The sequence below is a fragment of the Nocardia sp. NPDC051756 genome (assembly GCF_040681495.1).
Classification (GTDB): domain Bacteria; phylum Actinomycetota; class Actinomycetes; order Mycobacteriales; family Mycobacteriaceae; genus Nocardia.
Genome location: NZ_JBFAYV010000006.1, coordinates 546,711 through 572,040, shown reverse-complemented (window position 1 = coordinate 572,040; position 25,330 = coordinate 546,711). Strand labels below are relative to the sequence as shown.

Annotated in this window: 26 protein-coding genes; 15 read left to right on the top strand and 11 right to left on the bottom strand. The window is 65.9% G+C overall.

All coding sequences use genetic code 11. From position 1 onward, the window contains the following. Positions 1-193 precede the first annotated feature (193 nt). Positions 194-1,042, bottom strand: coding sequence for a helix-turn-helix transcriptional regulator (locus AB0M22_RS28775; protein WP_364733281.1), 849 nt, complete (start codon positions 1,040-1,042; stop codon positions 194-196). Between the two features lie 100 nt (positions 1,043-1,142). On the opposite strand from AB0M22_RS28775, the gene AB0M22_RS28770 reads away from it, so the two are divergent. Then, positions 1,143-1,865, top strand: coding sequence for an SDR family oxidoreductase (locus AB0M22_RS28770; RefSeq protein ID WP_364733279.1), 723 nt, complete (start codon positions 1,143-1,145; stop codon positions 1,863-1,865). Positions 1,866-2,049: 184 nt separating this feature from the next. On the opposite strand, the gene fabG is transcribed toward AB0M22_RS28770, so the two are convergent. The 3 genes from fabG to AB0M22_RS28755 form a co-directional block, all read right to left on the bottom strand. Next, on the bottom strand, positions 2,050-2,802 hold the full coding sequence (fabG, locus tag AB0M22_RS28765; protein ID WP_364733276.1) for a 3-oxoacyl-ACP reductase FabG: 753 nt from the start codon (positions 2,800-2,802) through the stop codon (positions 2,050-2,052). Positions 2,803-2,931: 129 nt separating this feature from the next. Next, positions 2,932-3,555 (bottom strand): HAD family hydrolase, encoded by a 624-nt coding sequence (locus AB0M22_RS28760; protein ID WP_364733274.1) that lies wholly within the window; start codon positions 3,553-3,555, stop codon positions 2,932-2,934. A 42-nt stretch (positions 3,556-3,597) separates the two neighbouring features. Further along, positions 3,598-3,969 carry a helix-turn-helix domain-containing protein gene (locus AB0M22_RS28755; RefSeq protein ID WP_364733271.1) on the bottom strand — a complete coding sequence of 124 codons (372 nt, stop codon included), beginning with the start codon at positions 3,967-3,969 and terminating at the stop codon, positions 3,598-3,600. A gap of 50 nt (positions 3,970-4,019) precedes the next feature. On the opposite strand from AB0M22_RS28755, the gene AB0M22_RS28750 reads away from it, so the two are divergent. The 4 genes from AB0M22_RS28750 (at position 4,020) to AB0M22_RS28735 (ending at position 7,615) form a co-directional block, all read left to right on the top strand. After that, positions 4,020-4,949, top strand: a complete 930-nt coding sequence (locus tag AB0M22_RS28750; RefSeq protein ID WP_364733268.1) for an NADP-dependent oxidoreductase — start codon at positions 4,020-4,022, stop codon at positions 4,947-4,949. A 274-nt stretch (positions 4,950-5,223) separates the two neighbouring features. Then, positions 5,224-5,727 (top strand): SRPBCC family protein, encoded by a 504-nt coding sequence (locus AB0M22_RS28745; RefSeq protein ID WP_364733266.1) that lies wholly within the window; start codon positions 5,224-5,226, stop codon positions 5,725-5,727. Positions 5,728-6,535: 808 nt separating this feature from the next. After that, positions 6,536-6,925, top strand: coding sequence for a hypothetical protein (locus AB0M22_RS28740; RefSeq protein ID WP_364733264.1), 390 nt, complete (start codon positions 6,536-6,538; stop codon positions 6,923-6,925). A 51-nt stretch (positions 6,926-6,976) separates the two neighbouring features. Then, complete coding sequence (locus AB0M22_RS28735; protein ID WP_364734036.1) at positions 6,977-7,615, top strand: histidine phosphatase family protein; 639 nt, start codon at positions 6,977-6,979, stop codon at positions 7,613-7,615. 27 nt (positions 7,616-7,642) lie between these two features. Here the strand turns inward: AB0M22_RS28735 and AB0M22_RS28730 are convergent, their stop codons facing one another. Together AB0M22_RS28730 and AB0M22_RS28725 are read right to left on the bottom strand one after the other, a co-directional pair. Continuing rightward, the gene (locus AB0M22_RS28730) at positions 7,643-9,856 is read right to left on the bottom strand and encodes a molybdopterin oxidoreductase family protein (RefSeq protein ID WP_364733262.1); all 2,214 of its coding nucleotides are present in this window, start codon (positions 9,854-9,856) and stop codon (positions 7,643-7,645) included. A gap of 168 nt (positions 9,857-10,024) precedes the next feature. Then, positions 10,025-10,906 carry an SGNH/GDSL hydrolase family protein gene (locus AB0M22_RS28725; RefSeq protein WP_364733260.1) on the bottom strand — a complete coding sequence of 294 codons (882 nt, stop codon included), beginning with the start codon at positions 10,904-10,906 and terminating at the stop codon, positions 10,025-10,027. Between the two features lie 111 nt (positions 10,907-11,017). Here AB0M22_RS28725 and AB0M22_RS28720 point away from each other — a divergent pair, with 111 nt between their 5' ends. The 3 genes from AB0M22_RS28720 (at position 11,018) to AB0M22_RS28710 (ending at position 12,415) form a co-directional block, all read left to right on the top strand. Beyond that, positions 11,018-11,674 (top strand): hypothetical protein, encoded by a 657-nt coding sequence (locus AB0M22_RS28720; RefSeq protein ID WP_364733257.1) that lies wholly within the window; start codon positions 11,018-11,020, stop codon positions 11,672-11,674. An 86-nt stretch (positions 11,675-11,760) separates the two neighbouring features. Then, positions 11,761-12,117 (top strand): hypothetical protein, encoded by a 357-nt coding sequence (locus tag AB0M22_RS28715; RefSeq protein ID WP_364733254.1) that lies wholly within the window; start codon positions 11,761-11,763, stop codon positions 12,115-12,117. 106 nt (positions 12,118-12,223) lie between these two features. Continuing rightward, the gene (locus AB0M22_RS28710) at positions 12,224-12,415 is read left to right on the top strand and encodes a DUF1059 domain-containing protein (RefSeq protein ID WP_364733251.1); all 192 of its coding nucleotides are present in this window, start codon (positions 12,224-12,226) and stop codon (positions 12,413-12,415) included. A 180-nt stretch (positions 12,416-12,595) separates the two neighbouring features. Here the strand turns inward: AB0M22_RS28710 and AB0M22_RS28705 are convergent, their stop codons facing one another. Beyond that, positions 12,596-13,225: a hypothetical protein gene (locus AB0M22_RS28705; RefSeq protein ID WP_364733248.1), complete on the bottom strand. Its 630-nt coding sequence runs from the start codon at positions 13,223-13,225 to the stop codon at positions 12,596-12,598. A 206-nt stretch (positions 13,226-13,431) separates the two neighbouring features. Here AB0M22_RS28705 and AB0M22_RS28700 point away from each other — a divergent pair, with 206 nt between their 5' ends. After that, positions 13,432-13,569 carry a hypothetical protein gene (locus AB0M22_RS28700; protein WP_364733245.1) on the top strand — a complete coding sequence of 46 codons (138 nt, stop codon included), beginning with the start codon at positions 13,432-13,434 and terminating at the stop codon, positions 13,567-13,569. Positions 13,570-14,309: 740 nt separating this feature from the next. Further along, positions 14,310-15,494, top strand: a complete 1,185-nt coding sequence (locus tag AB0M22_RS28695; protein WP_364733242.1) for an epoxide hydrolase — start codon at positions 14,310-14,312, stop codon at positions 15,492-15,494. A 79-nt stretch (positions 15,495-15,573) separates the two neighbouring features. Here AB0M22_RS28695 and AB0M22_RS28690 read toward each other — a convergent pair whose 3' ends face one another. The 4 genes from AB0M22_RS28690 to AB0M22_RS28675 are packed head-to-tail and all read right to left on the bottom strand — an operon-like array spanning position 15,574 to position 17,368. After that, the gene (locus AB0M22_RS28690; protein ID WP_364733240.1) at positions 15,574-16,059 is read right to left on the bottom strand and encodes a GNAT family N-acetyltransferase; all 486 of its coding nucleotides are present in this window, start codon (positions 16,057-16,059) and stop codon (positions 15,574-15,576) included. A 56-nt stretch (positions 16,060-16,115) separates the two neighbouring features. After that, a complete protein-coding gene (locus AB0M22_RS28685; protein WP_364733237.1) occupies positions 16,116-16,559 on the bottom strand; it encodes an SRPBCC domain-containing protein in 444 nt (147 codons plus the stop codon). 15 nt (positions 16,560-16,574) lie between these two features. Then, positions 16,575-16,913 (bottom strand): metalloregulator ArsR/SmtB family transcription factor, encoded by a 339-nt coding sequence (locus tag AB0M22_RS28680; protein WP_364733234.1) that lies wholly within the window; start codon positions 16,911-16,913, stop codon positions 16,575-16,577. Then, positions 16,910-17,368 carry an SRPBCC domain-containing protein gene (locus AB0M22_RS28675; protein ID WP_364733231.1) on the bottom strand — a complete coding sequence of 153 codons (459 nt, stop codon included), beginning with the start codon at positions 17,366-17,368 and terminating at the stop codon, positions 16,910-16,912. Before AB0M22_RS28675 ends, AB0M22_RS28680 begins: the two co-directional genes overlap by 4 nt. Positions 17,369-17,581: 213 nt before the next feature. Here AB0M22_RS28675 and AB0M22_RS28670 point away from each other — a divergent pair, with 213 nt between their 5' ends. The 5 genes from AB0M22_RS28670 to AB0M22_RS28650 all read left to right on the top strand — a co-directional run bounded on the left by AB0M22_RS28670 (position 17,582) and on the right by AB0M22_RS28650 (position 24,995). Further along, entirely contained in the window at positions 17,582-19,819 is a 2,238-nt protein-coding gene (locus AB0M22_RS28670) for a serine/threonine-protein kinase (RefSeq protein ID WP_364733228.1), read from the top strand. 12 nt (positions 19,820-19,831) lie between these two features. Beyond that, on the top strand, positions 19,832-20,980 hold the full coding sequence (locus AB0M22_RS28665; RefSeq protein WP_364733225.1) for an epoxide hydrolase family protein: 1,149 nt from the start codon (positions 19,832-19,834) through the stop codon (positions 20,978-20,980). Positions 20,981-21,483: 503 nt separating this feature from the next. Beyond that, the gene (locus tag AB0M22_RS28660) at positions 21,484-22,200 is read left to right on the top strand and encodes a metal-dependent hydrolase (RefSeq protein ID WP_364733222.1); all 717 of its coding nucleotides are present in this window, start codon (positions 21,484-21,486) and stop codon (positions 22,198-22,200) included. 428 nt (positions 22,201-22,628) lie between these two features. Next, positions 22,629-23,621, top strand: a complete 993-nt coding sequence (locus AB0M22_RS28655) for an SMP-30/gluconolactonase/LRE family protein (RefSeq protein WP_364734033.1) — start codon at positions 22,629-22,631, stop codon at positions 23,619-23,621. 132 nt (positions 23,622-23,753) lie between these two features. Beyond that, the gene (locus AB0M22_RS28650) at positions 23,754-24,995 is read left to right on the top strand and encodes an alpha/beta hydrolase (RefSeq protein ID WP_364733219.1); all 1,242 of its coding nucleotides are present in this window, start codon (positions 23,754-23,756) and stop codon (positions 24,993-24,995) included. Positions 24,996-25,330 lie beyond the last annotated feature (335 nt).

The following is a 25,330-nucleotide window of genomic DNA, read 5'->3' as shown; positions in this document are numbered from 1 at the left end:
AGTGGGGCCCGGTCCGCATCGACCGGGCCTCTGCGCTGTCCCGGCCTCGCTCGGTGTACCGCCCATGCGAGGCAAGCCTTCCGGTCGGGTAGCGCCGCTCACGCCGAGGCGTTGACCGGGCGGCTCGGCCTAGGTCTGTGAGCTGGGATGATTCGGATTCACCCATCGAATGCAAGCGGTGCGGCTGAGTGCTTCAAGCGTGGTCGCTGAATTGCTGGGTGCCGGTGATGCGGAGCAGGTCCAGGGCCGAGGCGGCGGGGGTGTCGGGGGCGGCGGAGTAGACGACGACGGATTGGTCGGCGTCGGGAACGAGCAGGGTGTCGCATTCCAGGACGAGCAGGCCGAGTTCGGGGTGGGCGATGGTTTTGGTGGCGCTGCGCCATTGCGCGGACGGGCGTTCGTTCCAGAGTTGTTCGAAATCGGTGCTGCGGGAACGTAGTTCGGCGATCAGGCGGTCGAGTTCGGGATCATCCGGGTATCGAGCTTTGGCGCTGCGCAGCGTACCGACACCGAAGGCGGCGACCATCCGGAACTCTTCGGGGTTGAACCGCACCCGGCTCGCCTCCTCGCCGAGGAAGCACTGCCAGATGATGTTGCGCCGCGCCGGTGGCCAGGCGGAGAAGTCGCCGAGCAGCGCGGTCGCCATCGAATTCCAGGCCAGGATGTCGCCTTTCGCGGACATCACCAGGGTGGGCAGGTCAGACATGCGGTCGAGCAGGCGCAGCACGCTCGGGCGGACCACCTGGGCGATCCGGCCGGCTTGTGGTGGTGCGGATCCGGCGAGCCGGAACAGCAGGTCGCGGTCGTCGTCGTGCAAGCGCAGGGCGCGGGCCAGGGCGGCGAGGACGGCGGTCGAGGGATGCGGGCCGCGGCCTTGTTCGAGGCGCACGATGTAGTCGACGCTGACCCCGGCCAGCTGGGCGACCTCTTCGCGGCGCAGTCCGGGCACCTGCCGGCGCGGGCCTGCGGGGAGGCCGACGTCGCGCGGCTGGATGCGGGTGCGCGCCTGCCGCAGCAGCGCCGCGAGTTCCGAACGGTCCATCCCTCGATCATCCCGCAGTCGCGCGGGCCGGGGGTGGTACCACCGGTCCCAGGACATACCGGCCCTTCCCGGCGACGGCGGCCGGGGCGAGGCTGGGTGCATGAACGCAACGACAACGGCTCTGGTGACCGGAGCCAACAAGGGGCTCGGCCACGAAACGGTGCGCAGGCTCGGCGAGCTGGGCTGGCAGGTCTTCCTGGGCGCCCGCGACGCAGACCGCGGCAAGCAGGCGGCGGCCGAGTTCGGCGAGCAGGGGTTGAACGTCGAATTCGTCCACCTCGATGTCATCTCCGCCGATTCGATCACCGCGGCGGTCGACACGATTCGCGAACGCGCCGGACGGTTGGACGTGCTCGTCAACAACGCGGGCATCTCCGGCGGATTCGCTGATGCGCCGGATCAGATCCAGGCCGCGCACTTGCGCGAGGTCTACGAGACCAACGTCTTCGCCCCGGTCCAGCTGACCCACGCGTTCCTGCCGCTGCTGCGCGCCGCGGAGCAGCCGCGCATCGTGATGGTGTCGAGCGGAATGGGTTCGCTGACCATCACCTCGGACCCGAAGCGCCTCGAATCCACCATGGTGAACCTGCCCTACACCTCGTCCAAGACGGCCCTGAACATGATCACCTCGCAATACGCGCGAGCGCTGCCCGGCATCAAGGTCAACGCCGCCGACCCCGGTTACACCGCAACCGATTTCAACGCCCACGCCGGCTACCAAACCCGCACCGAAGGCACCGACGCCATCGTCCACCTCGCCACCCTCGGCCCCGACGGACCGACCGGTGGCTACTTCGATCGTGAAGGTCGTCTGCCGTGGTGAGGTAGTGACAGGGACCTGCCGGCGGCCCGTGCCGTGCAGGCAGTCGGATCCGCACCCTCTTTCGGGATCTGCACCCAAAATAGGGCCCCAGAGCGAGTGTGGATCCCGAAAGAGGGTGCGGCTGTAGGTGATTGCGAGTCGCCGGGACGTGATGGTGGCGTTACTCGCAGTTCGCCGCGGTCGTTCAGCGGGCGCCGCCGTTGACGTAGAGGGTTTGGCCGCTGACGTAGGACGCTTCGTCGCTGGCGAGGAAGGCGATGACGGCGGCGACCTCGTCGGGTTGGCCGACGCGGCCGAGGGGGGTGCGTTCGGCGACGGAGTGTTGCAGGTCTTCGGGGGACATGCCGACGCGTTCGGCGGTGGCGTCGGTCATCGCGGTGGCGATGTAGCCGGGGGCGACGGCGTTGACGTTGATGTTGTACTGGCCGAGTTCGATGGCGAGGGTGGCGGTCAGGCCCTGGATGCCGGCTTTGGCGGCGGCGTAGTTGGCTTGGCCGCGGTTGCCGAGGGCCGAGCGGCTCGACAGGGAGACGATCTTTCCGTAGCGCTGGGCGACCATGTACTTCTGCGCGGCCTGCGAGCAGTGGTAGACCCCGGTCAGGTTGACCGACAGCACGGCGTTCCAGTCGTCCTCGGAGAGTTTGAAGAACAGGTTGTCGCGGGTGATGCCGGCGTTGTTCACCAGGATCTGCGGGTCACCGAGTTCGGCGGCGATCTGTTCGAAGACCGACTGCACGGAGTCACGGTCGGTGACGTCGCAGACGTAGCCGCGGGCGGTGCCGCCGGCGCGGCTGATCTGTTCGAGGGTGGCGTCGGGGGTGTTGCGGTCGAGCACCGCGACCCGGGCTCCCTCGACGGCGAACTTGACTGCGGTGGCCGCGCCGATGCCCTGCGCCGCTCCGGTTACCACGGCAACCTTGTCGGTGAAACGGTCCATGGATTCGTTCTCCTCTCAGAGCGCGCAGCGGGCGCGGCCGGCTGGTGTGCAGGCTAGCGACGCGGAAACTCGCGGTGCAAGTTTCCGAGGTCGGTGCGGTGAAAGTGGTTCGACGAGGAGAAGATTCGCTCAGCCCGCGTCCGCGACCGGGCCGAGTTCGCCGGCGAGCCACCGCGGGAATTCGGTGAGGTCGGTGAGGATCACGTCGGCACCGGCGGCGCGGAGTTCGTCCGCATCGCACGGCCCGGTGGTGACGCCGACCGCGAGGACACCTGCGGCCTGCGCGCCACGCATGTCACCGACATGATCACCGACGTAGATACTCGCCCGCTCCTGTTTCAGCACAATGGCTTTGTCCGCCGACCACAGATCACCGGCGAGACGATCTATCCGCCAACCGAGTTCATCGATGTGCAACTGGGCGAGCGGACCGTGCTTGCCGGTGACGACGAGCACCCGCCCACCACGTTCCTCGATCGCGGCCAGCGCGGCCTTCGCGCCCGGCATCGCGGGAATGCTCGACACGATGCCCGGATACAGCTGGCGATACCGGGTGACCATCGCCGGCACCAACTCCTCGGGCGCCCCCGCCTCGGCCAGCATGGTGGCCAGCGGCGGCCCGAGCCGTTCGGCGAAATCGGCGCCGCGCACCGGCACCTCGAACTCCGCGGCCAAGATGTCGATGGCCCGGCTGACGCCCGGTCGCGAGTCGATCAGCGTCATATCCAGGTCGAAACCCACCGTCCACGTCACCACCCGACCCTATCGGCCGAGTCGGCACTCGACGTGACCGGTTCAGCCAGGCTGGGCGAGCGGATCGGAATGGGCGTCGAGCGCGTCGAGGACCGCGTCGCCGTTCGCCCTGGCCCACTCGGTGAGTGCGTGGATCGGATCGATCAGCGTCGCGCCCAGCGCGGTGAGCTCGTACTCGACCCGCGGCGGCACCTCGGCATAGGCGTGCCGGCGCACGAGCCCGTGCGATTCGAGCCGGCGCAGCGTCTGGGTGAGCACCTTGCGGGAGATGCCGCCGATCAGCTCGCCGTGGCGCACCGACCCCTTGCTGAGTCCGGCGAGCACGACCACCGTCCACTTGTCGGCGATCAGCTCGACCGCCAGCCGGGCCGGGCAGTCGGCGAGGAAGGAATCGCCGGGAACGAAACCGCTCATGCCGCCTAAGGTACCTACGGGTTCCTATCGGATACCTAGCGTGGGTGTGCATGCGAGTCATCACCCAGCAGAAAAACGGCGGTCCCGAAGTGCTCACCATCGTGGACATGCCTGAGCCCCAACCGCTTCCGACCGAGGTCCTGGTCCGGGTCGAGGCGATCGGGCTCAACCCGTTGGAGGCGCGGCTGCGGGCCGGCGAATTCCCGTTGCTCGGCCGGCCGCCATTCGTCCTCGGCTGGGACATCAGCGGCGTCGTCGAGGACGCGCCGCAGACCTGGCGGTTCCGGCCCGGCGACGAAGTGTTCGGAATGCCGCTGTTCCCGCGTCCGGCCAACGCGTACGCCGAGGTCGTGTCGGCGCCGGCGTTGCATCTGGCGCACAAGCCGGCCGCGCTCACGCATGTCGAAGCGGCCGCGTTGCCGATCGTCGGGCTGACGGCGTGGCAGGCGCTGGTCGACCTCGGCGGCGTGACCGCCGGTGATCGCGTGCTGATCCACGGCGGTGGCGGCGGAGTCGGCCATGTCGCGATCCAGATCGCGAAAGCGTTCGGCGCGCACGTGATCGCGACGGCCAGTGCGAGCAAGCGGGAGTTCGTCGCGGGGTTCGGCGCCGACGAGGTGATCGACTATACGGCGGTCGACTTCGCCGAGGTGGTGCGCGATATCGACGTCGTGCTCGACACGATCGGCGGCGACACCGTCGAGCGGTCGCTCGGGGTGCTCCGCCCAGGCGGACACCTGGTTACGGCGGTCGCCGAGGATGATCCGGCGCTCGCCGCCCGGTTCGCGGCGGCGGGGCTGCGCTTCAGTGGCGTCGCGGTCGACCCGGATCCGGCGGGCCTGCGTGGTTTGGTCGGGCTCGTCGAGCAGGGCAAGCTCCGGGTTCATGTGCAGGAGACGTTCCCGTTCGACCGCGTCGCCGATGCGCATCGGCTGCTCGACGGCGGTCACCTGTGGGGCAAGGTCGTGCTCACCGTCTGACTGCGTGCGAGTTGCCACCGGCGTTTCGTGCCGAGCTCTCCAGCGCATGAGCCGGCCACGGTGCCATCGCCCGGCTTGTTCGCGAGCATGCCACGGCGTCGTCTTCGTGCGGGCCGAGTGGCCGGTACTCATGCGCCTAGCGGGACCGCTCACGTGCCGGCCTCTGCGGCTCCCGCAATTGGCCGCGCCCGTCCGCGATTCAGGGCACGGGTGGGCGTAAGTGGTTGGCGGGCAGCGGGCTTCGGCGGGGCGAAGATCACGAAGGTGGCCTACGGTGGAGGCAAGGACCGTTGCGGCCGGAGGGGTATTCATGGGGCATGTCGAGCACAGTGCGACGTGTGCGGCACCGGCGGGCTTCGCGTTCGCCTATGTCGCGGACTATCGGAATGTGCCGAAGTGGATGTTCGGGATCCGGCACTTCACTCCGGTGGGGGAGCAGACCTTCGGGGTCGGTGCGGTCTTCGATACCGCCCTGCACCTCGGACCGACCACGCTGCATCTGCGTGCGGACACGACCGAATGGATCGATGGAGCGCGGGTGACGATGCGCGCCATCAAGGGTATCGAAGGCGCGATCCGCTGGGACTTCGAGGCGGTCGGCGACGTAGCGACCGAAGTCAGTGCTACCGCTGACTATCGAGTGCCCGGCGGGCTGGCTGGACGTGCTCTCGATCGGGTGATCCGAGCGTTCATCGGACCGGCTATCCGGCATACCGAAAAGCATCTGCGGGAGAAGATCGAAACCAGTTATCAGGAGTCGTTGGGTAAGGGCAGTTGAGAGTGGTCGCCTGACTTCCGCAGGCGGCCGCTGCGCGAGATCGTTCCCCTGTTGCGAGACCAGGCTGTTGCGAGACCAGGTGGGCGGCATCGACGCCGCGTGCGAGCGGGCGGGCCGGGACTCAGCCACCCTCGGCAAGCTGTTCGTCGCCGACACGGCTTGTCGAAGATGCGCCGGCCGCGACTCTCCCGCGGATATGTGCCCCGCGGATACGGCAGTGCGGCTACGAGCAGTGCCGTATCCGCGAGTCGCAGCGTGCTTCCGGCCGTCGCATCAGACAGGTATCGGAATGGATGCGCGCCCGCGCTGATTCACGTGGAACCGCTGGTGCAGACGGTGAATTATCCAGTGCGCCAACGTGGTTCGAGAAGGTTTCGGCAGTGGATGCATGTCTGCATCGACCGCAACACCGGGCTTGAATGTGGCTGCGACGGTGGGTTTCTCCGTCGGGTGCAGTCGATCGGATCGGCTGGCCGATAGGAACGGACGCCTGCGCAATGTTGCGTCACCTGCCGGCGACGGCGGCGATCGATCGTGAATGAGCGGGATTGCCGCTGCCGGTCGCGTATCCGCGTATCAGAGCGCCTGTTGGATGCGGGCGGGTTACGCACCCCGCCGACGGCTTCGAACAGTCGGCGGCTACAACAAGAGGGCCAGTGGCGGGCCTGTGTTTTGGGAATGTGCGAGCGTCTGTGCCTGGTGCAGACGGTGGACGACGGGGCCACCGCTCAGGGCGATGATGCGGCGCTGATGGCACCTGGTGATCGTCGTGAGGACAGCGGTGTTCGGTGACCGTAAAGTTCGGCGCATGGCGTTCCAACTCGAGCTGCGGCCGACTCCACCGTTGCAGTTGACGCCGGAATGCTTGGTGCACACCGGAATCGCGCGATTGTTCGTCACCGGCATGCTGGTCCAAGGCTCCGGCGCCCCACCCGAACAGTTCGGGTTCTTCATCCCCACCGCGACACCGTTGCCCGCGGCGAGCCCCGAGCCGCAACTGCTCGCCGAGGCCTCGCTGATGACCGGGATCGCCACCTCGATCTCCGGCAACTTCCCGTTCGGTGTCGAACATGTGCAAGCGATGTTCCTGCCCGACCCGCGCGGCGGCACCGACCGCTGGCTCTACCTCAGCGGCGCAGCGCATATCGGGCGCGAGATCCGCCTCGGCTACCGGGTGACCGTCGTGAAGGTACAGTGATTCGCCCGTCTCATGACGGTGCCAGGAAGAGGGACAAACGAAGTGCGAACCATGTACGTCATCGCGCACCCCGAGTCGACCCATCACGTCGACGGATTGGTGGGCGGTTGGTACGACTCGCCACTGACCCCCGCCGGTCTGCGCGCCGCGGCCGCGATCGCCGAATCCCTGCGCGCGGCGATCCCCGCCCACGCCGAGGTCGAGCTGTACTCCTCGGACCTGCAACGCGCCGCCCAGGCCGCCGATGTCATCGGCGAGCTGCTGCACGTGCCACCGGTCCTCGATTCCCGGCTGCGCGAGAAGTCCTATGGCGAGGCCGAGGGCCGAACCCAGGAATGGCTGCGCCAGCGCTTCATCACCCCGCCGGCCATCGGCGAACGAATGGGCCACCACGACGGCATCCCCGGCTCGGAAACCATGGGCGCCTTCGGCGAACGCATCTACACCGCAATGGCCGCCATCGAACAAACCCACTGCGAACACCAGATCGTCGTCACCCACGGCGGCGTCATCACCTTCGCAGTGGGCTCCTGGACCAGACTGCCGCTCGACGCCCTCGCCTACGCCCGCTTCAACGGCCCCTCCGGCAGCATCACCGAACTCCGCGAGGACGACTACTTCCACAACCGCCAAGTCGTCCGCCTCGGCGACACCCGCCACCTCGAGTCCACGCACGTTTCGCTGGGATGAAGCCGGCGATCACGCTCGCGACTCAGCTCAGATGACGCCGAGCGCCTCCACTGTCACGCCAGCTGCGGATTCGGCGTTGTCGGTGGACGCGCGGGCGACTGTCACCCAGGTGTTGTTGACTGCGGAGTTGCCGGAGAAGGTGTCGGTGAGTGACGGGTCGTGCAGGAGGTTGACGTTGGCGCCGGGCAGCGCGGCGGCCACGGTCCAGCCGACGCCGGGTTCGCGGTGGCCCCATCCGTGGGGGATGGCGACTGTGCCTGCGCGGATGTCGTCGCTGACTTCGAGGGGGACCACGATCGAGCCGGTGGGTGAGGTGACGGTGACGGGTTCGCCGTGGGTGAGTCCGCGGATGGCGGCGTCGTCGGGGTGCATGAGTGCGGTGCAGCGGTCGCGGCCCTTCACCATGGCGGGGACGTTGTGCAGCCAGGAGTTGTTGCTGCGCAAGTGGCGTCGGCCGATCAGTTTGAGGTCGTAGCCGTCGGTCGGTGTGGTGAGCGCGCTGCCTGCGCGGGCGTCGTCGAGCACAGTGCGGGCGGCGGTACGGAAGTCCTCGGGGGCCAGGTGGACCTTGTGGTCTCGCGTTCCGAGCAGTGCGCGCAACCTCGGCAGCAGCGGGCCCAGGTCGATACCACCGGCGGACGCACGTGCCTTCGCCACCGTGAGTCCCTTACGCCCACGCCGTAGCACCCCGTATGGACCAGTCGCCACGCCTGCCGTCGCCAACCGTACGGGGCTGAACTGCTCGAACAACCCGTTGAGCGCCCGTCCGGTGAGCCTGCGAACCGGCATCGGCACCATCTCGGTGATCAGCCGCGCCATGATCTGCCAATCCTCGAGCCCATCGGCGGGCGGATCGAACACGCGCGCGTCGTAACGCAGATTGTTGCGCACACTGAACACCGGGAACAGGATGTTGACGTCCTCGCGTTCCAGCGGCGAGATCGGCGGCAGGATGATGTCGGCATGCCGGGTCGTCTCGGTGATGTACATGTCCACGGCGATATAGAAATCCAGCGAATCCAATGCCGCGCCGAGGCGTCCGCGTTGGGGTGTGGACAGCACCGGGTTGCCGGCGTAGGTGATCATCGCGCGGATCTGCCCTTTGCCCTCGGTCAGGATCTCATCGGCCAATACCGCGACCGGCAACTCGGAGCGGAACGATTTGTAGACACCGGAGCGGTCCGTCCATGCGCCGTAACCCATCGGCAGATACTTCGCGAACCGCGCGGCATCGATCGGCGGCGTCGCGAACATCTGCCCACCGGCCCGGTCGAGGTTCCCGGTGACCGCGTTGATCGTGTTCACCAGCCAGTGCGTGAGCGTGCCCGTCACCTGCTGGCACACCCCGATCCGCGCGTACAGCACTGCCGACGACGCCGCGGCATGATCGCGAGCGAGCCCGCGAATGACGTCGGCGTCGACTCCGGCGTGCGGCGCCATCTGCTCCGGTGTCGCCTCGTCGACCAGCTCACGCAGTTCATCCCATCCGGTGCACTGCGCGCCAATCGCCTTGTCGTCACACAGGTTCTCGGCCACCAGGACGTGCAGCATCGCCAGCAACAGATAGACATCGCCGCCCGGGCTCACCGCCACATGCTGATCCGCCAGCCGCGCCGTCTCGGTCCGGCGCGGATCGATGACCACCACCTGCCCGCCGCGCCCCCGCACATCTTTGATCCGCTGCTTGGCATTGGGCATCGTGGTGATCGACCCGTTCGACACAGCGGGATTCGCGCCGAGAATCACCAGCCGATCGGTGCGATCGATATCGATGACCGGCATCAGCACATTCGACCCGAACATCCGCCACGCCACGAACTCCTGCGGAAACTGATCGATCGACGACGCCGAGAAGAAGTTCCTGGTCAACAACACCGCACGCAGCAGCGCCCCGTAGATCACCGAGGAACTGTGCGCCGCCGGATTCCCGAGATACATGCCGATCGCACTCGGACCGTACGCACTGCGCACCGCCCGCAACCGCTGCCCGATCTCGCGAAACGCCTCGTCCCACCCGATCGGCTCGAACCCGTCACCGACCCGCCGCATCGGCGTGCGCAACCGATCCGGATCATGATGCAACCCGCCCATCGCCGTCGCCTTCGGGCAGATATAGCCCTGCGACAGCACATCATCCGGATTGCCTTCGATCCGGGTGACCTGCGTGTCCTCGACGGTGACCAGGATTCCGCAATGCGCCTCACACAGCGTGCACTGCCGGGCGATGGTGGTAGCACTCATCGGTTTTCACCTTCTGCCGGTTCGCTTGCCACAGGCTACCAAGCAAACCGTAGGTACCACTATGTTCGCGGTGCGCGGGCTGGGCAGGCGCCCACCGCCATCGAGTCGAGTCATATGGTCGCTAGTTGATCTCCACCAACGACCATATGACTCGACTCGATGCGGCAGTTACTTACCCAGCGCCGCCAATACACTGCGCGCCTGGTGGTCGGCACCGAGTTGATTGGGGTGGAAGGGCACGGCGAGACCGAGCGGGTTGCTCGACCACGGGATCAAGCCCTCGACCCAGCGGGTGCCGGGTGGCTGGCAGCCGTCGTGCCCACTGCTGGTGGAGTACGTGTCGACCAGTTCCACACCCGTTGCCTGCGCGACCCGTGCCAGCATGGCGTTCAGCTCGATCAGTTTGCGGCCCAGCCAATCCGCGTCGGTGTCGGAGATCGGGACCGTCGGGAAGCAGCCGCGGCCGGTGCTGACCCCCTCGAAGTAGTCCAGCAGCAGAATCCGGGCATGCGGTGACCGGTCGCGAATTCCTTGGACCGAGGCGGTCACGTTCCGTTCCGCGACGGCGATATTCAGCGACATCTGGTCCACGCCGTCGACCACGAGGCCATCGACGCATGGCGAGGCCGACGCGTCGGCGGTCAGGCAGCGCTGCACGACCGCGGCCAATCCCGCGTCGTTGCCGCCGATCTCCAGCGTCACCAGATCCGTCGACGGGGTGAGACGATCGAACTGCGGGGGATTGACCCCCAGCGGGGTGGACTGCGGACCGGCCAGATTCTTCGTCATAGCCCCACCGCACGTCGCATCCCGGAACACCGGAACCTTCAGCGCGGCCGCAACCTGCTTGGCGTAACTACCCTGACTCTGCGCGCAACCCAACGGCACGAAGTCATCGGTCGCCTGAATCAGCGACGCGTCCGCGGCCCACGAATCACCCAGCGCCACATACTCACCGACCGCAGGCGCGGCCGACGCCACCGGCGAGGCACTCCACGGCAACACACTCAATGCCGCACACGCGATCACAGCTCGCGACGTCTTCACCATGCCTCCACCAGCCAGTCGAGCTGGACATACGACCAGCGCTGATGAAACCTAACATCCGCCCGCCACTCACGCGAGCAACCACGGTCACCGTGGCGCTATACGATGCTGCCCATGCCACACCGCCGCTCCCGCCTCGTGGCCATGTTCGGAGCGCTCCTCATCACCACGACCGGCTGCATCGGCGCCGTCGACCGCGCCGACTTCGAGAAGATCCTGCAAGCCCGCGGCGGCGGACTCGTCTCCGCCTTGCCGGCCACCGCCATCGACGCCCTCCGGCAACGCCTCGGCGTCTCCGACTTCCGGGCTAGCGTCATCATGCTCACCGCACCCGACACCGGCACTACCCGCTGGGGAATGCTCCAGCAACCCACGCAGGTCACCCGCCTCAGCAGCGAGCGCGCCGACCTCTTCACCCAGGACTCCGCGGTACACCTGCGCATCCAGGTACCCGGCCACCCGGAACAACAAGACGACTACACCTACGCGAACCGCACGCTGCACGGCCCCAAACCGGTCCACGTGTCGGTCGCCGACGATCCTGACACCGAGATGTTCGACGTCGCAGAGGTTTCCGGCCTACTCCGGCTCGAGGAAATCCTCGACACCGCGATCGCCCGGACCGCCGTCGCGGACGGACACGTCTCGGCGGTGATCGCCAACCGCATCGGCAACGAAGTACGCATCTCCGTCAGTGTCACCTCGCCGCGCACCATGATGGTCGCCGAATTCGACCGCGCCGGAACGTTTCTACGAATGGGCCAAGTATGAGCGAGGAGTATCGGTCCGACGGGATCGACGAGCACTCATCGGATCGAGCCGATGCCCCGCCCCGCCGGGCCCGGAAAATCTTGGTCATGCTGGGCGTGATCCTGTTCAGCACCGCGATGCTCGGCACCGTGCTGCCCGTCGCCATCTGGCCCGGTGAAGCGAAACTGACCGCGCCGTTGTTCTGCGAAGCGCCCTACACCGAGCCGATCGTCGTCTCCGATACCTTCAGCGACTCCGAAGGGCAAAGCACCAACTTCTCGATGTACTGCGTCGGTGACCGCGGGCAATACACCGAAGTGGGGTTCCTGCGGCCGTGGCTCGCACTATGGGCGCTACACAGCGCTGTCGTGATCGCCCTGGTGATCATGGTCGGACTGTGGGGACGGTGGCAGCACACGCATGCCGTCGAACCGGAGCGACTTGCGGAATCTACCGAACTCTAGGTATTTGCTGGGCCACGCATCTGTTGCCGCGGATAGCGCCTGACCGGGCGCGGATGGGTCTAACGTGAGGAGCATAATCATTGCTCTCTCTCAGGAGGCTCGTCCGATGACGAGGAAAGTAGCCGACTGCCGCAAGTTCCCCAGTGAAACGAATTGCACGCTCACCATCGCCGGCGAAGAGGACGAAGTCGTGCGAGCGGCCAGCGAGCACGCCGTCTCGGTGCACAAGCACGAGGACGGTCCCGAGCTGCGTGAGCAGGTCCGTCAATCGCTCGAAGATGAGAAGGTCGCGACCTGACACCGGGGTCCAACTGACGATATATCGTCACAGTGACGTTTTGCGGATGGGTTCCTACATGGAGGCCAGACGGCGGGGGAGTCGGTCGCGGCCTCGAACGCCCAAGATCAACGGGACAAGACGGATGCGCTACTCACCAAATCCCGCGGACACGTCCCGTTGATCTTCGAGCGGGTTCACTCACGCGGCGACGACCGCGGCGGGCTCGGCTGTCCGCCTATCCTGGAAGCCGGGCAGGTGACGATTCGCCAGCGGAATCATGAGCTGAATCAGCGGACCTATGCCGAACGCATAGACCAACGTCCCGATGCCTACGCTGCCACCGAGCACCCAACCGATCGCCAACACCGTCACCTCGATCGACGTCCGCACCACCCACACCGACACCCCGGTGCGGCGGACCAGACCAGTCATCAGTCCATCGCGCGGACCAGGACCCATGCCGGCGCCGATGTAGAGCACCGTGGCGATCGCATTGAGCACCACCGCCGCACCCATCGCAGCGACCCGCGGTGCGATCATGTCCCACGCGGGCAGCAACCACAGCCCGACATCCACCGAGACGGCGATGACCACCACGTTGCTCACCGTGCCCAGACCGGGCCGCTGCCGCAACGGAATCCACGCCAGCAGCACCGCGATCCCGGTCAACGCAGTCACTGTGCCGAAGCTGAGCGGCACATGCCGCGCCACACCCTGATGGAACACATCCCACGGATCCAACCCGAGCCCGGCCCGCACCATCACGGCCATCGAGAACCCGTACAACCACAACCCGACATACAGCGCAACCAGCCGACGTATCAACACCCGCCCAGCATGACCGACAACTGGCATCTGAAAACAGAGCCAGTCAACAACAGCTGGCCTCGCAACTGGCTCCACAGGTGGACCTGACCCTGAGATCCGCAACGCCGAAATCAGCCCATCAGCCATACCAATGACCGATGCGACACCGCCTGCGCCTGAAACACACTGGCAGACAAGCACCGGCCGGCAACGAGGTAAGGATCATCATGGGCATCTTCCGCAAAACCACCAAGCCCGATGAGCAACCCGCCGACTCGACCGACAAGAACACCGCCGACGCGGAGAAGAATCGCAAGCTCCGCCGCAGGCTCCTCGGTGGCTACTACGGAACCGGCGGAATCTAGCCAGAGCGGCTGCCACGCAACGTAATTCAAGGTCTACCGCCCTACCTTCAAAACGTCACAGTGACGTTTTGAAGGTAGGGCGGTAGACGCAGGGGAGAAGCCTCAAAACCCCAATCCAGAACCCGCCCAAGACTTTCCGTCGAAATCATGTTCCAACAGGAATATTTACATCAGCGATAAACTTGACCAAGGGGAGATCAACAGCGATCCGCGCCGGACAACACCGTCATCCCATAAGCCCACGAAGGCAGAGGCCTCAGAGCGGCCGAGGCAAGAGCGCGCGAACCCCGCAAACACCGCCGTAAACGACCGGCGCAGCCTCCATTATCCACGCCCGTTTCCACGCCGATAATCAACATTACGTCAACCTAGGGAGATCTAGGCATCCCCGGTGGGCCAACAACCTATCGTCCCCCGCGCCCCTCGCTCAGACCTATCGACACATCACACGCAGACCCGCCACAACGAACATGCCAGGGACAGCACCGATTACGACGAAAGGCCCCTCGCTCAACGGACTCCGTTCTCCATCAGATCATGTGCGGATTCCCAGAATGCTTCCGCGCGGGTTGACGCGTGGTCCTGCTCGGCGGAACCTCATCTCTGTAGGCGTCTCCCGGCCACCGGCGCTCGCCTGGTGCCTACCAGCAAAAGTCTGGGCGGGCCTCGGTGATGAGATGCCCCTGCTTAGGGCAAGGGCCCTGCTCCGGCTGTCGATCAGCACAGCAAGGGGAATCCACATGTCTGTTACTTCCGCTGCGATCCGGCCGTTCAGGGTCGAGGTCCCGGAGACCGAACTCGAGCAGTTGCGTGCACGGATCACGGCTACTCGCTGGCCGGACAAGGAGACGGTCACCGATCAGTCGCAGGGCACGACGCTCGCTACCGCGCAGGAGCTTGCCCAGTACTGGGCGACCGAGCACGACTGGCGTAAATGCGAGGCGAGGCTCAATGCCCTGCCGCAGTTCATCACCGAGATCGATGGTCTGGATATCCACTTCATCCATGTTCGGTCCAAGCACGAGAATGCGTTGCCGCTCATCGTCACCCACGGGTGGCCTGGGTCGATCCTCGAACAGTTGAAGATCGTCGCGCCGCTCACCGATCCCACGGCACATGGCGGAACCGCTTTGGACGCTTTTCATCTGGTGATCCCCTCGATCCCCGGTTACGGGTTCTCGGGTAAGCCGACGACGACCGGATGGGGTCCGGAGCGTATCGGCCGGGCCTGGGTGGAGCTGATGAAGCGTCTCGGGTACTCGCAGTTCGTGGCGCAGGGCGGTGATTGGGGTGCGATCATCACGGATCTGATGGCTTTGGATGCGCCCCCGGAGTTGATCGGTATCCACACGAATATGCCGGCCGCGGTTCCGCCTGAGCTCGATCAGTCGCTCCAGCTGGGTGGTCCGGTGCCGGACGGTCTCCCCGATGACGAACGACGGGCGTGCGAGCAGCTGAGCTTCTTCTACAAGCACATCGCCTACGCGCAGATCATGGCGTCACGTCCGCAGACACTCACCGGACTGGCGGATTCACCGATCGGGTTGGCGGCGTTCATGCTCGACCATGACGTGGCCAGCCTGGCACTGATCTCCCGGGTCTTCGCCGGCACCCAGGAGGGGCTGACCCGCGACGACATCCTCGACAACGTCACCCTCTATTGGCTGACGGACACGGCGGTCTCCTCGTCGCGTCTCTACGCGGAGAACAAGCTGCCGTTCCTGTCGGTCAAGGGCGTCTCGATTCCGGTTGCGGTGAGCGTCTTCCCGGATGAGCTGTACCAGGCCCCGCAGAGTTGGGCTCAGCAGGCCTATCCCAAACTGATCCACTACAACCGGCTCGACCAGGGTGGGCACTTCGCGGCCTGGGAGCAGCCGGAGCTGTTTGTAGCGGAGGTTCGCGCGGGCTTCCGGTCGCTTCGATAGAACGGGATGACCGAGTAGCCCGACTTCGAAGCTACTCGGTCACCGTGCACGGGATCGTCCGTGCGAGGACAACGCCGGGTCAGAACTGTCGATACATCACGTGCAGACCCACGCGACCCAACGTGGGATGCTCGAATGCGCCAGGGACAGTGCCGATTACCGAGAACCCCAGACGGCGATACAGCTCGACGGCCGTCCGATTACTCTCCGCTACCGCGTTGAACTGCATCCCGGCAAATCCGCGATCCTTCGCCCACTCCAGGGCGTAGGAACAGAGCTTCGTCCCCACGCCGCTTCCCCGTGCATCGACGGCAACCATGAAGCTCGCCGTCGCCACATGCGCCCCGGGCCCGGCCCGGTTGGGCCCCATCTTCGCGGTCCCGAGCACCCGCTCACCCTCCACGGCAACAACCGTGACCCCGGGCGGCCGCTCGACCCAAATCCCCCGCGCCTCCCCTTCGCCCATATCCGGGTCGTAGGTGAAGGTCTCCTGCTGCCGCACCACCTCATGGATGATCGCCCACATCTGTGGCCAGTCGGACTCGGTGGCCTGTCGAATCTCCATGGTGCGGACGATAGGCGGTGGTATCAGCCCTTGACCAGCGAGATTACGGTGGCTGCCTAATGCCAGTTGCTGATCTGGACATCGCGGGGATCCGGTGCGCCCGTTCCGGTTTCGACCAGCTGCTTCAGGCTGAGCAGATAGCTCGCCCACTTCGTACTACAGTGGGACATGAATTCGCCGGGTTCCTTCCATCCTTCGTGCTTGAACAGGATGATCGTGTAGTCGTCCTCGCGCTTCAGATCCCAGATGATCTGGGTGCCGATCCATTCCTCGGGCCCGTCGACCACCTCCCACAGCACCCGCTTCCCGGGTTGCAGGTCGATGACCTTCATGTCGAATCCGCCCGCGGTGAAGCGGAACTGGATGACTCCCCCGGTGTCCGCGTCACCTTTGGTGTCGCTGGCCCACCAGCCGGCCAGTTGGTCGACCGAGGTCAGCGCCGCGTACACGTCGTCGACGGACGGCGACTTGACCCCGACCCGGTGCAGAATATCCACCATTTTCGTGTTCCTCTTCTACTGCTGCTTGGTGCGTTGAATGGCTTCGGCGATCCGCTTGATGCGCTGGAGCCGGGCGTCCCAGGTCGAGCCGACCGCGTTGAGTTGGGCTACGGCACGGGCGAGTTGGGCGTCGTCGACGCGATAGCGGCGCTCCCGGCCCTCCGGTGACCCGTGTACCAGGCCGACCCGGTCCAGGACGCCGAGGTGCCGGGCGACGGCCTGTCTGGTGACGGGTAGTTGTTCGCTGAGGCTGGTCGCGGTGCCTTCGCCGTCGGCCAGCAGGAGGTCGAGCATTCGGCGGCGGGTCGGGTCGCCGATGGCGGACCACAGGTCGTCGTCGACGATGCCGTTCATCGGCTGGCGACCAGCCGCACGGCGTACTCGCCCAGGCGCGGCAGATAGGCGCCCCAGCCGGAGACGTGGTCGTTGTACTGTTGCTCCAGAACGGCGATCTCCCAGCCCATTTCGCGGAATCCGGTCTCGGTCATCCGGACCGTGGTGCCGGCCCCGGAGGGGGCGAGTTCGAAGGTGACGAACAACGAGTTGCCGACGGACGCGACTTCGTCGGCGGGATGGGTCCAGCGAAAGGAGAACAGCCGGTGTGGCTCGGCATCGACCACGGTGATCGGGACGACGTCGCGCTCGTCCCCCGTGCCGAAGGTGAGGGTGCCGCTCGCGCCGGTGACGGGTTCGAGGTCGGCGTCGTCGGGCCACCACTCCTTCAGGTGGTTGGGGCTGCTGATCACCTCGTAGACGACCTCAGGGGCGGCCTCGACGTACATCGTGCGTTCGATCTGACCGTGTTCCATGCTTACTCCTCTGACTCGCAACAACTTGTTGCGCACGACGCTAACCGACGAAACCCGAACACGCAACACTTTGTTGCACATCACTTCGGCGGTGCCTAGCGCAGATGTCCGACCGCGGAACTAGCGGTAGCAGGTAATTCGACGGCTACGGCCGTGATGATCGTTTATTCTCGGGAGGGGGCTCGGGAAGCCATTTTTGATCGGGTGGGCCACATGGAGATGGACCGGGTGGCGGCGACGCAGACTGCGTTGACGCGACTGGTTGTTGGATTCGACAGTGCTTGGGAGGACGCGGCCGAGCCACCGGACCTGGCCGCGCACCTGCCGGTCGAGGGCGGGCTGCGCCGCACGGCGCTGATCGAGTTGATCAAGGTAGACCTGCACCATCGCTGGCAGCAGACCCACCACGGCAAACGCCTCGCCGACTATCGCGCCCAGTTCCCCGAACTCGACGCCGCCCCACTGCCGCCGGACCTCATCTACGAGGAGATCACCGCCCGCACTCGCGGCGGCGACCCCGCACTCGACCTCACCGAATACGAGCAGGACTTCGCCGCGCAGATGGCCCAGCTGGCCACCCAGCTCGACACCGACATCCTGGCCGCCGAGAACTTCCGCACCACGCTGCTCTCGGACCCGACCGCGGTCAACGCGCTCGACACCATCGCACCCGGCGCGACCATCGACGACTTCGATCTGCTGATCGCGCTCGGGCAAGGGGCGTTCGCGCGAGTGTTCCTCGCGCGGCAGCGGTCGATGCAACGGCTTGTGGCGGTGAAGATCTCGCGTGACCGCGGGAGCGAGCCGCAGACGCTGGCACAGCTCGACCACGAGCACATCGTGCGGGTCTTCGATCAGCGCCAGATCGAGGAACAGCATCTCAAGCTGATGTACATGCAGTACGTGCCCGGCGGCACGCTGCTCGGGGTGCTGCGGCTGGTGCGCAGTACACCCGTGGCGCGACGGACCGGGCAGCTGCTGCTCGACGCGGTCGACGCCTCGGTCACCTCCGGCGGGGTGCTGACACCGCAACCCTCGGCCACCCGCGCCGATCTCGCGCGCTTGAGCTGGTCCGAAGCCGTGGCATGGCTCGGCAGCCGCCTCGCTACCGCACTGGACTACGCGAACCGCGCCGGCGTGCTGCACCGCGACATCAAACCGGCCAATGTGCTGCTCACCGCGGACGGGCAACCCAAGCTCGCCGACTTCAATATCAGCTTCAGCGCGCACATTCCGGGGGCGAGTCCGGTTGCCTACTTCGGTGGCTCGCTGGCATACATGTCCCCCGAGCAGCTCGAGGCCTGCCACCCCAACATGGCCACGACCGCCGCCGACCTCGACACCCGCAGTGATCTCTACGCGCTCGCGGTCGTCCTGTGGGAGTTACTCACCGGGCGGCTGCCCTTCAGCGACGAGCTCGGCATCGGCGAGTCCGATACCTCGCTCACCAGGATGATCGAACTGCGGCGCAAACCGATCGACGAGCGGGTGCAGTCGACCACGCCGGCGGACTGCCCGCAGATTCTGCGACACGCGCTGCTGACCTGCCTGTCCCCCGACCGCGACGACCGGTACGCGACCGGCGCCGATCTCGCGCAACACCTCGAACTCACCCTGGACAAGACTGCCCGCGACCTCGTCGACCCACCGAAACGCAGTCTGCGCGGACGGCTGCGGATGCGGCCGATGCCGGTGGTGACGCTGTCCAGCGCGCTCGGCCAGATGCTCGGCGGACTGTATCTCGCGGGGCACAACACCAAACTGCTCGACCTCGAACTCGGGCCCGATGGGCAGGCGCAGCTGACCAAGCTCGGGTTGATCGCGGCAGCCGTCGGATATCCCGTCGGCATCGCGATACTGCTGTATTGGTGCCGGCTGGTGTTCCTCGTTCCGCACGGGCTGCGGCAAGGAAAGCAATACAGCGACGAGACGCTGACCAAAGCGCGGGCAGACACCCTCGCATGCAGTGATCGCATTGCGGCGGTGGCGTTCACCGGGTGGCTGCTGGCATTGGTGGTGTTCCTGATCAAGCTGCACGACATCGCAGACCTGTCTGCCGGGTTGCTGTTCAATCTGATCTCCTCGCACCTGGTCGCGGCCGCATTGGCGGTGGTGTACACCTACTTCCCGGTGACGTTCTTCGTGCTTCGCTGGTACTACCCGGGATTGGTGGCCGCGGGGCGCAGCTCCCCCGCCGATTCGATACAGCTGCGTCGGCTGGCTCGGCGTAGTCGGATCTATCTCGGAATCGCGGCCTCGGTACCGCTGTTCGGAGTGGCCGCCGGTGTGGCCTTCCTGGATCCCGAGCAGCAGCAGACGGTGATCGCGTCGATTGTGGCGTTGTGTGTCTGCGGACTGTTCGCGTTCCTCGGGACGCTGCGGGTGTTCTATACGCTCGAATCCGATCTGCACGCACTCGATCGGATCGTCAATCCGCACGCTCGGCCGTGACAGGACAGTTTGTTGCAGCCGTTTCGGATTCAGGTTCCCGAGCAAGAGCTCGAGGACTTGCGCGCCCGGTTGCGGTCCACCAGGTGGGCCGAGCGGGAGACCGTCGAGGACTGGTCGCAGGGAGTGCCGTTGGCGTACGTGCGGGAGCTGTGCGCGTACTGGGCCGACGAATACGACTGGCGGGCGACCGAGGCACGGTTGAACGCCTATGCGAACGTGCGGACCGAGATCGATGGGCTCGGGATCCACTTCCTGCATGTGCGCTCGCCGGAACCGAATGCGCTGCCGCTGGTACTCACGCATGGGTGGCCGGGGTCGATTATCGAGTTCGGCAAGGTGATCGGGCCGCTTACCGATCCTGTCGCGCACGGCGGGGATCCCGCTGACGCGTTCCATCTCGTGTGCCCGTCCTTGCCTGGTTACGGGTTCAGCGACCGGCCGAGCGAGCCCGGTTGGGGTATTGATCGGATCGCCGCGGCGTGGGCCGTGCTGATGGAACGGCTCGGGTACGAGCGATACGGGGCGGCGGGCAGCGACTGGGGTACCAGTGTGTCCACTCGACTCGCTCAACTCGATGCGGAGCATGTTCTCGGCATACACCTCGTGCCACCGCTCGCGCCGCCCGATCCGGACACGTTCGACGACCTCACCGAGCGGGAACAGGCTGCGCTTCGCACGCTCGAAGAGGCGGGACGGTGGGAATCCGGATACTCCAGGATGCATGCCACTCGGCCGCAGACAGTTGGGTACGGGCTGGTGGACTCCCCTGCCGCCTTGTGTGCGTGGATTATCGAGAAGTTCTGGTCGTGGACCGACTGTGACGGGCATCCGGAGAATGCGCTCACTCGGGACGAGCTGCTCGACAATCTGATGCTCTACTGGCTGCCGGGTACCGGTGCGTCCGCTGCTCGGTTGTATTGGGAGAGCATCGAGCAGGTCGACGAGTGGATCTCCGGGGCGGTGCGCGACACCGTGGATGTGCCGACCGGGTGCTCGGTGTTTCCGAAGGAGTTGCAGCGGCCGTCCAGGCGGTGGGCGACTCGGCGGTTCACGGATATTCGGTATTGGAGTGAGCCGGCGCGGGGCGGGCACTTCGCGGCGTTCGAGCAGCCTGGGTTGTTTGTCGAGGATGTTCGGGCGTTCTTTCGGCTTGTGCGCTGAGTTCTTGAAGGGGTCCGTATCGGCGGCCGCGGTCCGTATCGCCGAGGCGATGGGCCTCGCCACTACCCCTTATTGGCGTTTGAGCGACGTCGACCGCCCGGTACGGCACCGCGGAGCCCTCCCCTCCTCTGTGCAGTTGTCTTTGTACCGTCAGGTTCCAGGGTCTATGGACAGCTAATGGCATTTATATGCATATATACGCACGTCTAGGTACCGCAATGTTTTCTTTCTTTAGTTGACCGATGCCGCGGAGTGACCCAATACTCGCACCCTTGGTCGATACACACTCACGGGCGGATCGCCTCTACTCCCCTGTCAGATATCAACGCACCCTACACAATCCAGTCAGGACGCTCCCCTACCCCAGCCGGACAGCGTCCATCCAACCTGAGCCACAACCGATCCCGATCGCCACGGATTACCTATCCCCCAATTCGTCCGCCGCACAAGATCACTGAACACGCATTCGCTGAATGATGCTGCGGTGAACTAACCTTCAACCGGTGCTTGGACATTCTCATGCGACCAGTGGCGCTTTGGCCTGGTCGGGGGCAGCAGCGGCGCTGCCCGTCGCGATCTTGACCTACCCGACAATCCAAGGTGTATCAGGACATCTCGGCCCCGTCGATCTGCTGCTCGGAACATTCCTGACGGCCGGTGCGGCGTTGTTGCCGGACGCCGACCACCCGGAGGGAACGATCGCGCATGTGCTCGGTCCGATCTCGTATTACCTCTGCAAGCTGATTTCGTGGATCTCCGGCGGGCATCGCCACGCCACCCATTCCTTCGCCTTCGTTGCCGCCGTCTCCTATGGCACGTGGGCGGGTGAGCATTGGATCGGACGCTGGTTCACCCTCGGACTCGTCTTCTTCCTGCTGGCGCTGGCTGTACGGGCACTGCACCTGTGCCCGCCAGGTGACGGCATAGAGGCGTGGGGCACCATCGTCGTCCTGGCCGTCGCCGGCACCTTCGCCATGGACCACTGGATCTCCGACAAACCCGTCTGGCTGCCGTTCTCCGTCGGCCTCGGCGCACTCGTGCACCTGGTCGGCGACTGCCTCACCGACCGCGGCTGCCGGCTGTTCTGGCCGTTCAAGCTCCGCACCCGGGTCCCGATCATCGACCGCACGGGGAACAAGCTCGAAACCTGGATCCTGTCACCGCTGTTCGTGCTCGGCACGCTCGCGGTGCTGTGGTACTCGATCACGCATCAGCCGTAAGCGGCCTCGTCACCGCTTCATGATCGACGGCCCATGGGAGCGAGCGGCCCACTCGGGAAACGCCGCAATCATGGGCCGTCGATCATGACGACCCAGGCTCTGTCAGACAGTCGTCGACCAGATGGATCCCTCCCCTGCTCTATGCGGTCTTTAGTCGTGACGACCGCATTTCGGGAGATTCACGGTAGAACGGCATCACATAGTTAGATGCGCATATCTACGTAAGACAATGTTCTATTGCACGAGATGGTCCCCGGTTGAGGGACTTCAAGCGCTGACTTTGCACGTCGGAGCCCGATCGAGGACTCCTTGCTCTGTCGCTCGGCCTCTACCCCGCCGGCTGGCCCGGCCACCGCACGCATCTCCCCTGCCCTGGCCGTTGAACCAGGAAGTCCACGACCCCGGCGCTACCCTGAGTCGTGCCCACAATGAACCCGCAACGCTGGACACCGCCGCCCGCTCCCCCGCGGGCGCGCCAAACCCACAGCACGCCACCACTTCCCACGCTCACCCGACTCGAACTGCCGGGTACGGGACCCGAGGATGTCGTGCTCGGCCCGGATGGACGGCTGGTCACCGGAATCGCCGATGGATCGGTCCTCAGCATCGATCCATCCAATGGCGACGTACGTCAGCTCGTGAATACCGGCGGGCGCCCGCTGGGCTTGCACGCCGATCCGGACGGCACCCTCTTGATCTGCGATTTCGAACGCGGACTGTTGCAGTTGAGTCCGGACGGGACGCTGGAGGTGCTCGTCGACGAGATCGACGGTAAGCGACTTCCGTTCGCCAGCAACGTCGTTCGCGATGCCGACGGCACCATCTATTTCTCGTCCTCGTCGAGCCGATATTCCTTGGCCGAGTACACGGGCGACATACTCGAGCATTCCGGCACCGGCCGGCTGTTCCGTCGCGATCCGTCCGGCAAGGTCGAAACCTTGCTCGAGGGACTGGATTTCGCGAATGGGGTGGTGCTTGCCCCGGACCGTTCGTGTGTGGTCGTCGCCGAGACCGGCGGTTATCGGGTTTCGCGCTATTGGCTGTCGGGGCCGAAGGCGGGCACGCGCGATTACCTCATCGAGAACCTTCCTGGCTTCCCGGACAATATGAGCCTCGGCAGCGACGGCCTGGTCTGGGTCACCTTGCCGACGCCTCGAAACCCGTTGCTGGACCGGCTACTTCCGTTACCGGGGATTCTGCGGCGCATTGTGTGGGCGCTGCCGGAGCGGGTGCGGCCGAAGCCGGCGAAGACGGTCTGGGTGCTGGGGGTGGATTTCGCCGGCAACGTGGTGCACGACTTGCAGGCCGAGGGAACGAACTTCGCGATGGTCACCGGCGTGGTGGAGCATGACGGTGTGTTGTATCTCGGCAGTCTCGTCGAGGCCGCGGTCGGAGTGACTCGGGTGCCTCTGGCCGGCTGAGGTCGGTATTCCGACTTCGACCGAAGCGTGCGGGCCGGACGCGAGTGATCACACCGAGGACGGGCTCGCAGGGTAGACGCCGCAGTTCTCCGTCGACAAGACGGTTTCAGTGCACGCTTGTACACTGAAACTATGACTGAGCAGACGCACCAGCGGCAGGCCGAGGTCCGGGCCCTCGCTCGGTTGGCGGGCGACGAGCTCGGTGGGGCGGTCGATGGGATCGCTTCCGTGCATCGGGCGATCGCCGGGCGGGTGTTCGCGGCGGTGCGGTTCGGGGTCGGTCCGGCTGCGGCGCCGGTCGAGGTGGTGCATGACGCGATTGCCGACGGCGTGTATCGGATCGTGAGTGGTACGGCCGTCGCGGCGGGTCGGTTGGCCGAGCGCACGGCGGATCTGCCCGGTGCTGAGGTGCCGTCGCGGACGGTGTTCGGGGCGGGCTTCCTCGGCGCGTTGCAGGGGTTGATCGGGGACAATCTCGAGGACGCGCGTCCCATCCTCGCCGGGCCGATGACGTTGCGGGCGGACGGGGATCCCGTGCCGCCCGAGCAGATCGGGAACTATGTCGCGCAACCGAGTCGGCGGGTGGTGGTCTTTCTCCACGGGTTGGTGGAGACCGAGCACGCGTGGCGGTTGGGTGGACGGACCACCTACGCCGAAGGGCTCGAGCAGGATCTCGGCTACAGCACCTTGCAGATTCGGTACAACAGCGGTCTGCATATCTCCGAGAACGCTCGTCAGCTGAGTGAGTTGCTGGAGCGGCTCGTCGAGCATTGGCCGGTCGAGGTCGAGCAGCTGTCGTTGGTCGGGCATTCGATGGGTGGGTTGATCGCTCGGGGTGCGTGTTTCGACGCGAGCGAGTCCGGGCGAGCGTGGGTGCGCAAGGTTCGACATCTCGTCTGTCTCGGTTCGCCGCATCTCGGCGCCCCCCTCGAACAACTGGTGCACTACGCGTCCGCGGCGCTGGTCCGAGTCCCCGAGACCCGCCCGTTCGGCCGCCTGCTGCGCCGCCGCAGCGCAGGAATCCGCGACCTACGCCAAGGCTCCCTGGTGGACGAGGACTGGCGCGGCTCCGACACAGACGCGTTGGCCCGCCGGGCAATCCGCGAGGTCCCCCTCCTCCCCGGCGCCGACCACTACTTCGTCACCGCTTGCATAACCCGCCACCCCCTCGGCCGAATCATCGGCGACGGCCTGGTCCTCACCCCCAGCGCCGCCGGCCGAAACCGAGCCCGCCGCATAGGTTTCGACGACTCCAACGGCCTGCACATCCCCGCTGCCAACCACTTCACCCTGCTCAACCACCACGCCGTCTACGAAGGCCTCCTGAAGTGGCTGAGCACCGACCCCGCCACCGCCGACGAAGCAGCCAAGTAACTCCCCCTCGGCCGCACCCCTTCTGACACCCGCACGCGTGTCAGCGCGGCAAGTCTGCGTGCGGGAAATCAGAAGGCGTGCGTCTGTCAACTGTCGACGCCCAACCAACTGAGCCGACCATCGGTTCCTGAACGAACTCGCAGCGAGGCAGCATTGGGCACCCAGGCCAGCACCCGTAGGTCGTCGAACGGGACATGACGAAGGACGCACCCGCGGTTCGCCGCAGCCGTGTCCCGTTGGGTAGCAGTCGACGCTTCATCCGAACCGTCCCGATCGACTCCGTGAGTGGCACACCATGGCCGTGTCTTCACGCACTTCATCGTCACCAGGTTCCA